Annotated in this window: 13 protein-coding genes; 1 reads left to right on the forward strand and 12 read right to left on the reverse strand. The window is 43.4% G+C overall.

Translation table 11 applies throughout. The features are described from left to right. Positions 1-25 precede the first annotated feature (25 nt). The 10 genes from E5983_RS06400 to eno all read right to left on the reverse strand — a co-directional run bounded on the left by E5983_RS06400 (position 26) and on the right by eno (position 10,282). Entirely contained in the window at positions 26-472 is a 447-nt protein-coding gene (locus tag E5983_RS06400) for a MurR/RpiR family transcriptional regulator (RefSeq protein ID WP_160333052.1), read from the reverse strand. A gap of 175 nt (positions 473-647) precedes the next feature. After that, positions 648-1,262: a YesL family protein gene (locus E5983_RS06405; protein ID WP_160333053.1), complete on the reverse strand. Its 615-nt coding sequence runs from the start codon at positions 1,260-1,262 to the stop codon at positions 648-650. A gap of 4 nt (positions 1,263-1,266) precedes the next feature. Next, complete coding sequence (locus E5983_RS06410) at positions 1,267-2,094, reverse strand: carbohydrate ABC transporter permease (protein WP_160333054.1); 828 nt, start codon at positions 2,092-2,094, stop codon at positions 1,267-1,269. Between the two features lie 118 nt (positions 2,095-2,212). Further along, positions 2,213-3,106 (reverse strand): carbohydrate ABC transporter permease, encoded by an 894-nt coding sequence (locus E5983_RS06415; protein WP_160333064.1) that lies wholly within the window; start codon positions 3,104-3,106, stop codon positions 2,213-2,215. A gap of 450 nt (positions 3,107-3,556) precedes the next feature. Further along, positions 3,557-4,867, reverse strand: coding sequence for an ABC transporter substrate-binding protein (locus tag E5983_RS06420; protein ID WP_160333055.1), 1,311 nt, complete (start codon positions 4,865-4,867; stop codon positions 3,557-3,559). 73 nt (positions 4,868-4,940) lie between these two features. Then, positions 4,941-5,639 carry an N-acetylmannosamine-6-phosphate 2-epimerase gene (locus E5983_RS06425; protein WP_160333056.1) on the reverse strand — a complete coding sequence of 233 codons (699 nt, stop codon included), beginning with the start codon at positions 5,637-5,639 and terminating at the stop codon, positions 4,941-4,943. Between the two features lie 108 nt (positions 5,640-5,747). Next, a complete protein-coding gene (locus E5983_RS06430) occupies positions 5,748-6,653 on the reverse strand; it encodes an ROK family protein (RefSeq protein ID WP_160333057.1) in 906 nt (301 codons plus the stop codon). A gap of 5 nt (positions 6,654-6,658) precedes the next feature. Next, positions 6,659-7,582, reverse strand: coding sequence for a dihydrodipicolinate synthase family protein (locus E5983_RS06435; protein ID WP_160333058.1), 924 nt, complete (start codon positions 7,580-7,582; stop codon positions 6,659-6,661). 29 nt (positions 7,583-7,611) lie between these two features. After that, positions 7,612-8,748, reverse strand: coding sequence for an ABC transporter ATP-binding protein (locus E5983_RS06440; protein WP_160333059.1), 1,137 nt, complete (start codon positions 8,746-8,748; stop codon positions 7,612-7,614). 229 nt (positions 8,749-8,977) lie between these two features. Then, the gene (eno, locus tag E5983_RS06445; RefSeq protein ID WP_160333060.1) at positions 8,978-10,282 is read right to left on the reverse strand and encodes a surface-displayed alpha-enolase; all 1,305 of its coding nucleotides are present in this window, start codon (positions 10,280-10,282) and stop codon (positions 8,978-8,980) included. A 147-nt stretch (positions 10,283-10,429) separates the two neighbouring features. Between eno and E5983_RS06450 the strand changes: the two genes are divergently transcribed. Then, positions 10,430-10,876 (forward strand): DUF1694 domain-containing protein, encoded by a 447-nt coding sequence (locus E5983_RS06450; protein ID WP_160333061.1) that lies wholly within the window; start codon positions 10,430-10,432, stop codon positions 10,874-10,876. Positions 10,877-10,920: 44 nt separating this feature from the next. Here the strand turns inward: E5983_RS06450 and E5983_RS06455 are convergent, their stop codons facing one another. Together E5983_RS06455 and E5983_RS06460 are read right to left on the reverse strand one after the other, a co-directional pair. Next, positions 10,921-11,553: a hypothetical protein gene (locus tag E5983_RS06455; protein ID WP_160333062.1), complete on the reverse strand. Its 633-nt coding sequence runs from the start codon at positions 11,551-11,553 to the stop codon at positions 10,921-10,923. 59 nt (positions 11,554-11,612) lie between these two features. Then, positions 11,613-13,385: a glycerophosphoryl diester phosphodiesterase membrane domain-containing protein gene (locus E5983_RS06460; RefSeq protein WP_160333063.1), complete on the reverse strand. Its 1,773-nt coding sequence runs from the start codon at positions 13,383-13,385 to the stop codon at positions 11,613-11,615. Positions 13,386-13,583 lie beyond the last annotated feature (198 nt).

The following is a 13,583-nucleotide window of genomic DNA, read 5'->3' on the forward strand; positions in this document are numbered from 1 at the left end:
TACAATATTTGTCGTTTTGAACAGATCAAACGACTGAATTTGAATACATGGGCTTAGTGCGCCCAAAAATCAGAATTCTCCCGATAATCGGGATAGAAAAGTAGGAAATACAGGGACTTTTGCTGGAAATTGGAGGGCAAGAGTCCCTTCTTTTTTTATATGACGGAATACTTCTGGTTTTTAGAGGTGCCCTTAAGGCCTTGTCTGATAAACCCGGATGCACCTCTCCTTGCATCTGGGCCAATTGTTCCTTCAACTGATAGGAAAATTCCCGATAACCTGAAAAGCCACATTTTTGAGCAAAGCGTGTCAGAGTCGCTTCCGAAACATGAAGATAGTCCGATAAACGGTTGGCGGCCAACGAAACGGTCGGGGGGAAGGAACCGAGAAAAAAATCCGCAATATCTTTTTCAGTCCGTGTCAGCTCATCGTAATGCTCCTCAATCATGGCACGAATGAATAAATACCTCACCGTCTACCTCCTATATTGTGTTATATATAGTATAAACAAAAATGAAACCGATTACAAACATTAAGTCCAACTATTTCCTTTTTACTATAATTACCATAGTTCTTTTAGTTGATTCCTAAAATCGTCGACTATCAGACAGTTGAAAAGGGGGGCAAATCCTGCCCACCCTTTAAACTCAGCGACTCGCTTCTAATTGGAACCAAGACCACAAGGACTGGCCGATCATACAATGGAACCAAAGAAAAACGAAGAAGCTCTGGCTATTAAAAGTGTAAAGTAAAAAGGAAACAAGTCCTAGACCGAGAGCTAGAAGACTGGTCCGCGGTCGCCCCACCAGAAATAAAAGGGCCGTCTGCAGTCTCTCCTTCCAAGTTAGCCCCTCTCTTAGAGCCAATGGATAGAAATAAAACAAGAATAGATCTGTCAGCAAGTAGACTTGGACAATCAAAACTTTATAAGCCAGGAAAGGCCAGCTGGTCTGGCCTAATACCAGATACAGATTGAACAGACACAGCCCCCGAAAGCCTAGATCCAAGACGGAAAGAAAGAGACCAATCCGCCAATAGCGCCTCCAAGCCTGCCTAAAACTGACAAGTAGCTCATAATCCTTGGAAAAACGCCACTGGGAAATTCCATAGAGGGAATATAGTTTGGCCATTCCCAAAGTCACCAGAGGTAGGGCTGATAACAACCACAACAAATTGGTCATGATTAAATCATAGACCTGATTGGCCAAGCGCAACCACCAACTATCTAAGCGGAATAATCCTCGGAAGGATCCCTTCTTCATACTCCTATCCTTTCACAGCCCCCATGGTAATTCCCTGTGTAAAGGATTTCTGGAAGACTAAAAATATCACCACGATTGGAACAGCCGCCATGGCTGCCCCCGCCATGATCACGCCATAGTTGGTCGCCATTTCAGCCTGCATAGTCGCAACGCCGAGAGAAATGGTTAGATTGTCTCGCGATGTCAGCATCACCAATTGCATAAAGTAATCATTCCAGCTATTGATAAAGGTGAAAATAGCCAGCGCTGCAAAACCTGGTTTAACAATCGGAAAGGCGACATTCCAAAATGTTGACAATTCCCCACAACCATCAATCTTAGCGGATTCCAGTAATTCTGTCGGTATATTCTCGCTAAACTGCTTCATCAAGAAAACCCCGAAAGGCCAACCAACCAAGGGCAGAATCACGGCTGCCATCGTATCGTGAATGCCTAAAAAGTTAATAATTCGAACTAATGGTACCAAAATAACCTGCTTGGGTAAAGCCATAGCTGCCACAAAGAGGGCAAAAAGAAGCCGCTGACCATAAAAGCGTTTTTTAGCCAAAACATAACCTGCCAAGGCTGAAGTCATACAGACCAGCAACATGGTCGTCACAGAAATAAAAATCGAGTTCCACAACCATTTCATGGCTGGGTTCTGAACGATTAACTGCTGGAAATTTTCCAAGGTTGGAGCTGTCGGCCACAACTGGGGAGGAACAACAATTGTGTCTGGTTGAGATTTAAAAGCTCCTGTTAAGATCCAGTAAAAGGGAAAGATGAACAGGACTGTTAAAAGGAGTAACATACCTGTTGCCAAGAATGAAACTGGATGGACGTTTTTTTTCATAAAAGTACCCCATATTCTGCGAAGATTCTGGATATTCGTTATGCCTTAGCTTCGTCAAGCACTGAAGCTTTTCCAAACAAGGCTTACTGCTAGCCGATATTTTTGCTAGGACAGCTTACTAGTAATCCACTTCACTTCCAAAAATTTTAAATTGAGCAAAACTGACGAGCGCAATCATAACGGCTAGGAAGACACCAATTGTATTGGCGTAACCATATTCTGTTAGCTGGAAGGCTTTCTCATACAAGTAATACATCAGCGTACTGGTTGAATAGTTCGGTCCTCCTGAGGTCAAAAGCTGAATCAAGGCGAAAATTTGGAAGGAATTGATGGTTGTTATAATGGCGATGTAGAGGGTGGTTGGGAGAAGACTTGGCCATTTAATATTCCAAAAGACCTGTCTTTCGGTCGCTCCATCAACACGCGCTGCTTCGACCAAGGATTCATCAATATTTCCCATAGCTGCGATATACAGAATAATTGGCTGACCAACAGAGGTTGTCAAGAGGATAATCATAATCGCTAGCAGTGCCCAATGCTTATCCCCTAACCAAGAAATATTTTGTGTGATGATATTCCCTGATTTGAGAACAAAATTCAAAATCCCTGATAGAGGATCATAGATCCACTTCCAAACAACCGTAACCGCAACACTTCCTGTCACAACCGGTAGGAAGAAAACAAAGCGGTAAAAAGAGCGGGCAATCACATTCTTTTGATAGGTCTGTGACGCCACAAAAAGGGAAAAGAAAACAACCACTGGTACCGATCCAACCACAATCAAAATGGTATTAATCAAAGATTTTAAGAAAATCGGATCCTGAAACATCCGGGTGTAATTGTCCAGACCTATAAATCGGAAACTGGTCATCGAATAATCAAAGAAGCTTGTAATAAAACCCATGATCATCGGTGCTAGAACAAAAATTGTAAAGAAAAAGAGAATCGGAGCTAAAAAGGCATAAGAAATCAGGGATTCCCTCAACCGTATTTTATTCACTTTCACAAGAATTACCTCCTACTAAGACTTTCTGCTGCTCTGAGCTTTTATCGTTATTTCGTGTACTTTTTATAACTTTGTTAGCGCGTCTGGTGTGCTTCATTACTAGCTGCACCCCTTGACACATCACTATTGATGAGTGATATCCGTAAACAAGATACAGGTCACGCTATCCCTGCACCCCATCCGATAAAGCTGAAATCTGATACTACTTCCAATCTCAAATCATTACTCAAACTATTTTGAATTCAAACGAGGCAGCGAGATGCAGGCATAACTAGAATTAGGCAAGTCGAAGCTAATGACGTGTGAAGAAAAATAGCAAGAGTCTGAAATAAGAACCCTCCCCTCACAAACGAGGAGAGGGCCTAGCTATATTTCTACTCTGCTAATTTAAACCCACACCTTCTTTGCTTGAATTTACCCAAGTCCAGCATGACTTTAAACGAGTTGGAGTAGCCATTATTTTTTAATCGTTTCGTTGGCTTTTTCTGTGAAAGTCTTAAGAGCTTCCTCAGCCTTTTCATCGCCATTTGAGACAGATTGCAACATTGGGAACCACAAGGTTCTCATCTCTGCAAAACCATCAATGGTGTTGTAGTATGGAGAATAGTAGTTAGTCCACTCATTGATGGTTTCCATCCGTTTGTCTGTATACAGTTTGCCATAGGAAACACGAACTGGGAAGGCTCCTGTGCGGACTACATTTTTTGGTCCCCACTCTTTGTCATCAGCTAAGAATTGGACAAATTCTTTAGAAGCTTCGGCCTTCTTGTCATCCTTGTTATCAAAGATCGCAAATCCATTAATGAGGTATTCAAGAGCAGGCTTACCTTCTGGCGATGGGAAAGGTACTTCTACAACATCCACGCCACTTGCCTGCAACAATTTTTCCTGAAGGCCATTTTGACCAGTAGTCCAAAGGAGAGTGTAGGCTGTTTGGCCGTTCGCAAAGTTTTGAATATCTGCTCCACCGTCAAACTGAGATCCATTGGCTAGATAGCCCTGATCCATCCAAGCTTTGGCTTGTTCAAGTGCCTTGATAAATTCTGGACTATCTGTAGTATACTTGCTGACTTCTACATCGGTCACAGAGCCTCCTTGCAAGTTGGCAAGGAAGGCGCGTGTTCCTTGATCTCCTCCCTGACCATTACTAAAGAGCGAACCTGGATTGTAGCCCTTATCTTTCAAAGCTTTCAAGACTTTTTCAAAATCAGAAGTCTTCCAGCCCTCCTTAACAAGATCTTCAACACCTGCTTCTTTTAGCATTTCCCGGTTGAAGGCCATGTAGAACGGAGCTGAACTCAACGGATACATATAGGCTTTATCACCAGCCTTGCTCGCCTTAACTAGCTCTTCATTGGTAATATCTTTCGTGAACTCTTCTGTAAAGAGATCTGAAAGTTCAACCAATTTTCCATTTTTTCCGTATTGGATGATCCGACCAGGAGCATCAAAGAGGACATCGGGTGCTGTTCCTGCCTCAATGGCTGTCGTAATCTTTTCTGGCCCTGATTTGAAGTCGATCATTTCAAGATTGACCTTCACATCTGGATTTTGTTTTTCAAAGGCTTCAATGATTGATTTTTCATAGGTGCCCACACCATCTTCAGCCTTTTCCTGGGTGAAAACAGGGAAGGCCCACCAGGTAATCTCCGTCTTACCAGAATCATCTTGAGCCTTGCCCCCTTCTTGAGCTGTTGAGGAACAAGCCACCAATGTAAAAGCTGCTGTCGCAAACAATAAACCACCAGCGAATTTTTTAAAGTTCATACGATACTCCTTTATCCTTTTCTTCTCAGATGACTCCCATCATCTGTTTGATCCTAATGAAATCTCTGTCGACTCATCGAAGGGCCTTGACAAAACGTTCGGTAATTTCTTTCGGTCTTGTAATCGCCCCACCGACCACAAGACCTGCTACTCCCAAATCATGAACAGCTCTAGCCTCTTGAGGTGAATGGATTTTTCCTTCTGCAATAACATCCAAGCCCGCTTGAACCAGACACTGCATCAACTCCAAATCTGGCCCCTCTGCCTGACGACTGTAACTGGTGTAGCCCGATAGCGTCGTCCCAATAAAATCGATCCCGGCTTCAGCAGCTGCCAGCCCTTCCTCAAAAGTTGAAATATCTGCCATCCACAGCTGGTCTGGATACTTGGTCTGGATCTGAGTCAAGAAATCTTTCAACGCCAATCCATCAAATCGCTCTCTAGCTGTACAATCAAGAGCAATCACATCAATCCCTAAGGCCGCTAAAGCATCCACTTCTTTCATCGTAGCCGTAATAAAGGGTTCCTGAGGGGGGTAGTCTCGCTTAATAATGCCAATAATTGGCAAGTCAGAGATGGCTTGAATCTCCTGAATATCGCGCACACTATTAGCCCGCAAGGCACAAGCCCCACCTTCCTCTGCCGCCTTAGCCAACAAAGGAATAATTCCCCCCTCCTCACGATACAATGGTTCTCCCGGCAATGCTTGACAAGAGACGATAATCCCATCCAAAACCTTTGCTTTAAAAGCCTCCTTTTTATGCTTTCTCACATATCGGTCCCCCTATCCTTCATTTCTACCCTTATTATACCTTCCAAAGAAAGCGTTTTCTATAGTTGCTGGCATTTAGACTCGAGTTTCCGCTTTTGCCCTTTTGGGCTATTTTTTGAAAGAACTTTCAGAAGCCTGCGTCCTTAAAAAATGCTTGACTGCGCCTAAGCGCCCTGCCTCATTCCCCACGGAAGCGGCTAAAATCTGTTCTGGTAGGAAACGCGAATCCACAACCAGCTCCGCTATTCTCTGCCGAAGTGCCGGTAAAATCTTATCTGCCCGCGCTAAAATTCCACCTCCAATCAGAAGAACCTGGGGATTTAAAAGGTAAGACATAATCAGCAGTCCCTGAGCCAAGTTACTAATAAAACGCTCAAAAACCTGCTGAGCCTGCTCCTCACCTTGATCCAAGCGTTCAAAGAAGGCGCGCCCATCTGCTAATACGATTCCAGTCTCCAGCTGATAGCTCTGAAGCAAGCCTGTAGTCGAAGCCAAGCTTTGCCAGTCTTGACTTCCAATCGGTAGGTAGCCGACCTCCCCAGCAGTAAAAGCATGGCCATTGACCAACTTTCCTGCCTGCAAAATAGCTCCACCGATCCCAGTCCCAACCGTAATCATGGCCACATCTTGGTAGGCTTCATCTAAACCTTTCCAAGACTCCCCCAAAAGAGCACAGTTGACATCATTTTCAACAGAAACCGGAAGACCAAATGGATCCCCAATCTCCTTCTGAAAATCAAGGCCAGCATAAGCTGGAATGGTCGGACCGGCATAGACAACCTTCTTGCCCCTTGAATCCACAACTCCTGCTGTCGAAATGGCTAGACCATCCAGGCTCAACTCCGCCTGCATATCCCTCACCAAATCCCGAAGCTGTTCTGCTATCCAATTTTTCCCTCGGGTCATGTCGACCCCCGTTGCAAACTCGCGTGTATAACCTTGAGAAATCCCCTGCTCATCATAAACATCTGCCTTGATAGTGGTTCCCCCAATATCGATTCCTAAAAGATTCATAGCTCTTACTCTTTCACATAGCTCGCTCGAATATCCTGAATAAGACTCGCAATCTCACGCGCCAATTCCCAATCTTGATCGCCTAAATTGGCCAAGGGACTTCTGACAGGTCCTAAATCGATTCCCTCATTCACCCTCAAAACCTCTTTGGCGACTGCATACAAGTGACCTGAACCCGATACCAACTTGGCAATAACTTCGTTAACCTTAAACTGAAGAGCTTGGGCCTGTTCCAAGTCTCCTAGCTGAATCAACTTTTCTAATTGCAGGAAGAGGTCTGGCATCACCCCATAGGTGCCTCCAATTCCAGCTCGAGCCCCCATCAAGCGACCACCCAAATACTGTTCGTCAGGACCATTAAAGACAATAGAATCCGCTCCCCCAATCGTCGCAAAGGATTGAATATCTTGGACAGGCATAGATGAATTCTTAACTCCAATAACCCTTGGATTTTTCTTCATCTCCTGATACAAAGAAGGGGTCAGCGAAACCCCAGCCAGTTGGGGAATATTGTAAATAATGAAATCAGTCTGCGGAGCAGCCTCGCTAATCGCATTCCAGTAGGCTGCAATGGACTTCTCTGGCAATTTAAAATAAATCGGTGGAATGGCTGCAATGGCATCAACCCCTAAAGCTTCCGAATGACGGGCCAACTCCATACTATCCTCAGTATTATTACAAGCCACATGATTAATCACCGTCAGTTTACCTCTGGCAACCTCCATAACGGCTTCCAAAATTTGCTTGCGATCCTCAGGACTCTGATAAATACACTCACCCGAGGAACCATTGACATAAATCCCCTGCACCCCTTTATCAATAAAATACTGAACCAAGGACTGAACGGCCGCTGGACTAACCCGTCCTTCCGCATCGTAGGCTGCATAAAAAGCGGGAATAATTCCTTCATATTTTGCTAAAGTTGACATTTGTCCCCTCCCTTTTGAACATGAGTCGACTAGAGAGCAATCCGTTGACCCGTTCTTGGATCAAAGAAATGACCTTTGGCACATTTGAAAGCAAATTTAATTTTTTCACCTGGTGCTAAATAATTTTGAGCATCCACTCGGGCAGAAAATTCTTGGGAACCAATCTTACAGTAGAGAATCGAATCACTTCCCAATAGTTCAGACACAAGCACCTCAGCTTCTACAATTGCATTCGGGAATGTTTCCAAAACCAAGGGATCCGCAGAAACATCCTCGGGACGAATTCCAAAAATCACCTTCTGCTGCATATAACCCTTGGCCTTCAACAGCTTCCGCACCCCTTCTGGAATCTCTAGACGGAAATTTTCTCCTTGAGTAATTGTATTTCCTTCTACAGTTACCTCAAAAAAGTTCATGGCTGGACTACCAATGAATCCGGCTACAAAGAGATTGGCTGGCTCATTGTACAACTCCTGTGGACTACCAACTTGCTCAATTCGACCAATCGTTCCGGTCCCTTTTTCATTCTTAGTTGCACTCATGATAACAATCCGGTCAGCCAGGGTCATGGCTTCTGTTTGGTCATGCGTTACATAGATAGTTGTCGCACCAATCTTCTGATGAATCCGAGCAATCTCTGTCCGCATCGATACCCGTAACTTGGCATCCAAATTGGAGAGTGGTTCATCCATCAAGAAAACCTTGGCATCTCGAACAATCGCCCGTCCCATGGCAACCCGCTGCCGCTGACCTCCAGACAGGTCAGCTGGCTTACGATCAAGGAACTCTGCCAATCCCAGAATTCCGGCCGCTTCTTTAACCCGCTGATCAATCGCATTCTTGGAATACTTTCTGAGTTTTAAACCAAAGGCTATATTGTCATAGACTGTCATGTGCGGATAGAGGGCATAATTTTGAAAAACCATGGCAATATCACGATCCTTAGGAGCCACCTCGTTAACCAACTGATCACCAATATAGAGCTCCCCGCCTGTAATATCTTCCAGACCAGCAATCATCCGTAAGGTGGTTGATTTTCCACACCCTGAAGGACCAACAAAAACAATAAATTCCTTGTCTTGAATATGCAGATTAAAATCCTCTACCGAATAAAAATCACTATTCGGATACTTTTTATATAAATGGTTCAGCTTTAATTCGGTCATGCTATTGCTCCTTTTCGGAAAAATATATCTGTTCCAAGGACCTAGTCCCCTCACCTTATTATACAACTAACAGAAAGCGTTTTCAATTAGCTCTAAGATTTAGATTATAGATTCTAAATTCCAAAAACAGGCCCTAATTTTGAAAGAACTTTCAGAATCAGGGCCTGAAGTACGCAAAAAAGTCCTTCTAGCAAAATCTGCTAAAAGGACTCTCAGCCTTCAGGAAGGCTTATTTTTTAAGGTTGTAGAATGATTTCAAACCTTTGTATTGAGCTACTTCACCCAATTGATCTTCGATGCGAAGCAATTGGTTGTATTTAGCAATACGGTCAGTACGTGACAATGAACCTGTCTTGATTTGACCAGCGTTTGTTGCAACAGCGATATCTGAGATTGTTGAATCTTCAGTTTCACCTGAACGGTGAGAAACAACAGCTGTGTATCCAGCTTCTTTCGCCATTTCAATCGCCTCAAATGTTTCTGTCAAAGTACCGATTTGGTTAACTTTGATAAGGATTGAGTTTGCAGCACCTTCAGCGATACCTTTTTCAAGGTAAGAAGTGTTTGTAACGAAGAAGTCATCACCAACCAATTGAACTTTATCACCAAGACGCTCAGTAAGAACTTTCCAACCATCCCAGTCGTTTTCGTCCATACCATCTTCGATTGTGATGATTGGGTATTTTTCAACCAATTCAGCAAGGTAGTCTACTTGCTCAGCAGCTGTACGGACAGCAGCTCCTTCACCTTCGAATTTAGTGTAGTCGTAAACTTTGCGCTCTTTATCGTAGAACTCAGATGATGCACAGTCAAATCCGATGAAGACATCTTTACCTGGTACATAACCAGCAGCTTCGATAGCTGAGATGATTGTTTCTACAGCATCTTCAGTTCCTTCGAATTTAGGTGCAAATCCACCTTCGTCACCAACAGCTGTTTCAAGACCACGACCTTTAAGGATTTTCTTAAGAGCGTGGAAGATTTCAGCACCGTAACGAAGAGCTTCTTTGAATGTAGGTGCTCCAACTGGCAAGATCATGAACTCTTGGAATGCGATTGGAGCATCTGAGTGAGAGCCACCGTTGATGATGTTCATCATTGGAGTTGGAAGTACTTTAGCGTTGAAACCACCAAGGTAGTTGTAAAGTGGTACATCAAGGAAATCAGCAGCAGCACGAGCTACAGCGATAGAAACACCAAGGATTGCGTTCGCACCCAATTTACCTTTGTTTGGAGTTCCATCAAGTTCGATCATAGCACGGTCGATCGCTTGTTGATCACGTACATCAAAACCAATCAAAGCTTCTGCGATGATGTTGTTTACGTTGTCAACAGCTTTTTGTGTACCAAGACCTAGGTAACGAGATTTATCTCCATCACGAAGTTCTACTGCTTCGTGCTCACCTGTAGAAGCTCCTGAAGGAACCATACCGCGACCAAATGCGCCAGATTCTGTGTAAACTTCTACTTCAAGTGTTGGGTTACCGCGTGAGTCAAGGACTTCGCGAGCGTAAACATCAGTAATAATTGACATTTCTTACTCTCCTTATGAGTTAATTTTTATTACCCTTCTATCATAACGTAAAAAAAGTGGTTTTTCAAGGAAAAATTGGAGCGTTGTGAAATAAATTGCAAGTTCTCCTTTCCCTTGGACGTCTTTAAAAAGTGCTATACTGGAAATATGGAAAATCTTGAAAAAACACTGATGCAAAAAGCAACTGGTTGCCAGCGCTTGGATCCTGATCAACAACGAAAGTATCTCGAAACCTTTCAAGAAAGAGTTGCCTGCCAAGTTTCAATCGCAGAAGCCAAGGAAGCTACTGTTAAAGACAATTTACCAAGGATCATCACTAGCTTACAAAACAGCTACTCCCCTCTCTATCTCAAAATCTCACCCAGTCTTCCCAATGACCTCCAATTGGCCTACCTCAAAATCGGAAAAGAGCAAGAAATTGCAACAACCATTGTATCCGATGAGTGCCAACACTCCCCCTTCGGGCTAATTCTCCATTCCGACCATGCCCTGAATCTGGAGGACCCCAGCATCCAAACCTATCTCCCCCAGAAACCAAGTAAAGCAGAAAGTAAAGCCAAAAAAAGCTTCTTCCAAAAATTCTTCGGAGGCTAACAAAGACCCCAATTCCTACGTGAATTGGGGTCTTCTTCGTATCTCTAAGGCTTAATTTGCGATTCTAGCATGGCTAGCAGACGTTCACGATTTAACTTGAGGTAAACAATGGCCTGGCCATTATGAATTTCAATACTCTCCAAGGCATAGCCTTCTGCAGGAAGTGTAATCGGTAGCGTCAAATCATCCCGTCTAAAATCCTGAGGCAGGGTGCCTTGGTCTAGAACCATACGCAAGAGAGCTTTTGGCAAAGGAATTTTCCCCAATTTAGCAGACTGGATCACTGCTTCTAATTGGCCTTCCTTGATCACCAAGTCCAAATTCAGCTCCAATTGACTGGTCACCGGTCCAAACAACTCAAGTGGATAACGAACCTGGAGGTTGGACTGCTCAAACTGAATGGCTGAATCTGCCAAATCTTGTTTTTGTTGGTCAGAAAGATTCTCATTCAAAATCGATTTTAAATCATTATTAGCAACAACCATTTGCGAAGTCAAGCCATCTCCGCTGGAGGTCAAATTAGACACTGCCTGCTGTATCAAGGTGACAAAATTTGTTTTTTCTTGCCAAGCCCCAAAGCGCTCCTGACTAGTGACTGGCTTACTAGGAAGAATCAAATACCAGGCAAGCCCCAAGATAACCAGGAGTACTGTTAAAAATTTAAAAAATCCTTTCATGTCCTACTACGCTTTCTAATCTTATTTTGCCCTCATTATACCACATAACTCTAGTTCCTCTAGATACCACTATCTTCAATTACGCGGATAAACCGATCCCAGTAGCTGTTCTCATCTGCCAGTTCTCCCTTATAGGCCTGCACCTTATCTGGGAAGTCTGTGATCATTCCATCCAGAGGTTTTTGGAGGTAGCGGATCATCTCCGCTTCTTCATTGATGGTCCAAATGTAGAGCGGTTTCTTGGCTGCCTTAGCCTCTTCGACCAATTGGTTCGAATAAGAAAATTCCTCAACCGCCAAAAAATCAACTTGATCCAACTGCAAATCACCAAAATTAAAAGGAATCACATAGCCTGTTTCAATCGCTGGCTCCTTGTCTTCTAATTCCCGCATAACCTCATGTTTCAAGGACATGACTGGATAGGTATGATCTGGATCGAGACGGTTCAATTCTACTAAAACCAGGTCTACATAATTATCCGGTTCTGCTCCATGTGGCTTCAATTCGACTAGAAGTTTGATGTTATTTTCCTTGGCTACTTGAACAAATTCCTCAAAGGACGGAAGGACGGCCTTGTGACCATTTTGTTCCAGAGTCAGCCCCACAACCTCATCATAGGTCATGTCGGCTACTTTTTTATCAAGTCCAGCCAGGCGTTTTAGGTTGTAGTCATGCATCACCACCAATTTCTGGTCCTTGGTCATCAAGACATCCATTTCAACCAAATCAGCTCCCGCTTCTTTAGAAGCCTTAATTCCTTCAAGGGAATTTTCAACAGCTTTTTCCACAAAACCACGATGGGCAATGGTTAATTGCTTGGGATTCAAAACCTGATTGATTAAGTGCAAGCTATTACCGGCCATATAAGTCAAAAATAAAAAGGCTAATCCGAGATTAAGGAGCAGCTTTCGAGTCGTCGGCCGTTCCCGCTGAGCTTGTAGGTGAGGAGCTACCCGATTTTCTTTAATGATTTCCCACACTAGGAAGGTCATTAAGGATAATTTGGTCAAAAAGGTAAAGAAACCAATCAACCATTCCAGAAGGGTTAGGAAAAAACTCTGGATTACTAGCGATTGTCCCACTTGGTCGACCAGATTGGAAACCACAATCACTCCCCCAACCAACAGAAGAACAAAAACCGTAATCGCTACTTCAACCAAAGCCCAAGATCCAAGCAGGCGAAGTTTGCCTTTCTTGGTCAGCAACCAAGAATCTTTAATGGCTTGCCGAATGCTGACTTGGTTGACTGAAATCAAGGGTAGGGTGAAAATCAAACGCAAGTTCAGGTAGGCTACCAGTAGAAAGAGAACCGGCAATAAAATACTTCCCCAGCTTGACTTGGTCAACTCACCGGTAATAAAAGCAGGAATATAGAGTTTACTGGTTAGGGAAGGGCCAAAGCCGATATTGGCCACTGGAATCAGCGACACCAAATACAAGATAAAGACTGGTAAATCTAACCATCTTTGTTTGGTCAGGCTGGTCCATGTATAATAACCAATCTCTCTCCAGCTAAAGTATTGCTGCTGATAGGCCCCATAAACCATCAAAGCTAGAGCAGTCATTTCAAAAAAGATAAGGCACGCCGTGAGGATAAAAAAGACCAGAGCTGCTAACAGACTAATTGGATTCAACAAGATAACTGTCAGGTTATCCAAGCGTAGACTTTCCTGGTTGGCAGAAAATAAAATAAAACGGAAGGAAAATGCAAGGATATAAACGCCCACAAACCCAACTAGAATCTGTAAAATCCCGAGTCGGATAAAGTAGGTCCAAATATCTGAGCCTAGACCTTTCAAGACCTTCCCCACATCCTTAAAAATAGTTTTCATCACTTCTCCTCTAAGAAAAAGGGGTTCTATAATAAGTTGTGTGGAAAGCTTGCTCTCCATGCAACTTTTTTTGTAATTCAGAGTGCAAAAAAAAGCAATTCCTAGTAAACTGATAAGTGAAAAAAAAACATCAGAATAGGAATTGCTTCATATGGACTATGTTACTCAAAAATTACTCGGAATTCAAGACCTAAACAT

This window comes from Streptococcus danieliae, assembly GCF_009767945.1.
GTDB classification, from domain to species: domain Bacteria; phylum Bacillota; class Bacilli; order Lactobacillales; family Streptococcaceae; genus Streptococcus; species Streptococcus danieliae.

Bases quoted from the DNA above. Each gene is read 5' to 3' on its own strand.
- E5983_RS06405 (WP_160333053.1), bottom strand. From the start codon at position 1,262: ATGAAGAAGGGATCCTTCCGAGGATTATTCCGCTTAGATAGTTGGTGG.
- E5983_RS06410 (WP_160333054.1), bottom strand. From the start codon at position 2,094: ATGAAAAAAAACGTCCATCCAGTTTCATTCTTGGCAACAGGTATGTTA.
- E5983_RS06420 (WP_160333055.1), bottom strand. From the start codon at position 4,867: ATGAACTTTAAAAAATTCGCTGGTGGTTTATTGTTTGCGACAGCAGCT.
- E5983_RS06430 (WP_160333057.1), bottom strand. From the start codon at position 6,653: ATGAATCTTTTAGGAATCGATATTGGGGGAACCACTATCAAGGCAGAT.
- E5983_RS06435 (WP_160333058.1), bottom strand. From the start codon at position 7,582: ATGTCAACTTTAGCAAAATATGAAGGAATTATTCCCGCTTTTTATGCA.
- E5983_RS06440 (WP_160333059.1), bottom strand. From the start codon at position 8,748: ATGACCGAATTAAAGCTGAACCATTTATATAAAAAGTATCCGAATAGT.
- eno (WP_160333060.1), bottom strand. From the start codon at position 10,282: ATGTCAATTATTACTGATGTTTACGCTCGCGAAGTCCTTGACTCACGC.
- E5983_RS06450 (WP_160333061.1), top strand. From the start codon at position 10,430: ATGGAAAATCTTGAAAAAACACTGATGCAAAAAGCAACTGGTTGCCAG.
- E5983_RS06455 (WP_160333062.1), bottom strand. From the start codon at position 11,553: ATGAAAGGATTTTTTAAATTTTTAACAGTACTCCTGGTTATCTTGGGG.
- E5983_RS06460 (WP_160333063.1), bottom strand. From the start codon at position 13,385: ATGAAAACTATTTTTAAGGATGTGGGGAAGGTCTTGAAAGGTCTAGGC.